Source organism: Streptomyces radiopugnans (assembly GCF_900110735.1).
Lineage (GTDB): Bacteria > Actinomycetota > Actinomycetes > Streptomycetales > Streptomycetaceae > Streptomyces > Streptomyces radiopugnans.
Window position 1 is genome coordinate 1 of the sequence record NZ_FOET01000040.1, and the last position, 1,071, is coordinate 1,071.

1 protein-coding gene is annotated in these 1,071 nt (G+C 72.8%); it reads left to right on the forward strand.

Annotation, left to right across the window (positions count from 1 at the left end):
• A partial coding sequence (gene mgtE / locus BMY40_RS27355) for a magnesium transporter (protein WP_342745096.1) occupies positions 1-1,071 on the forward strand: 1,071 nt, incomplete at both ends.

Below are 1,071 nucleotides of genomic sequence, written 5' to 3' on the forward strand. Positions count from 1 at the left end.
TCGCTGCGGGACCTCGTCAGGGACCACGATCTGCACGGCATCCTGGAGTGGCTGGAGACGCATCCGCCGCATGTGATCGCCGACGAGCTGGGCCGTATGGACGCCGTCGACGCCGGGGTGGCCTTCCGGCTGCTGGACAAGGACCGGGCGCTGGCGGTCTTCGAGGAACTGGAGCCGGTCGATCAGCAGCAGATCCTGCAGGGGCTGCGGGACCGCTCGTTCCTGGAGCTCGTCGAGGGCATGGACCCCGACGACCGGGCCAGGATGCTGCGCGAGGCCCCGGCCAAGGTCGCCCACCGGGTGCTGGCCGGGCTGAGCCCCAACGAGCGGAGGATGACCTCCGCGCTGCTCGGCTACCCGGAGGGCTCGGTCGGCCGCTACATGACCCCCGAAGTGGTGGCGCTGCCGCAGGACCTGACCGTCGAGCAGGCACTGCGGACCGTGCGGGAGAAGGGGCCGGACGCGGAGACGGTGTACACGCTGCCGGTGGTGGACGCCGGGCGGCGGCTGACCGGCGTCGTGGAGCTGCGCGAACTGGTGCTCAACGAGCCGGGGACACTGGTGGCCGAGCTGGTGGTCACCGAGCCGGCCTCCGCGTACGCCACCGACTCCGCCGAGGACGCCGCCCGGCTGATGCGCGAGACCAACGACCTGAACCTGCCGGTCGTGGACAGCGAGGACCGGCTCGTCGGCCTGTTCACCATCGACGACGCCGTGGAGGTCATCGAGGCCGCCGACACCGAGGACATGGCCCGCCAGTCCGGCGCCGCCCCCTGGGCCGGCCACTACATGGCCGCCTCCGTCTGGCAGCTCGCCCGCTACCGCGCCCTGTGGCTGAGCCTGCTGCTGGTCGCGGCGACCCTCACCGTCGGCGTGACCCGGGCGTTCGAGGCGACCCTGGAACAGGTCGCCTCCCTCGCCCTGTTCATCCCCATGCTCATCGGCGCCGGCGGCAACGCCGGCGCCCAGGCCGCCACCGCCTGCGTACGCGCCCTGGCGGTCGGCGAGGTGCGCGGCTCGGACCTGCTGAAGGTGATCTGGCGCGAGTGCCGGGTCGGCCTGGTCCTGGGC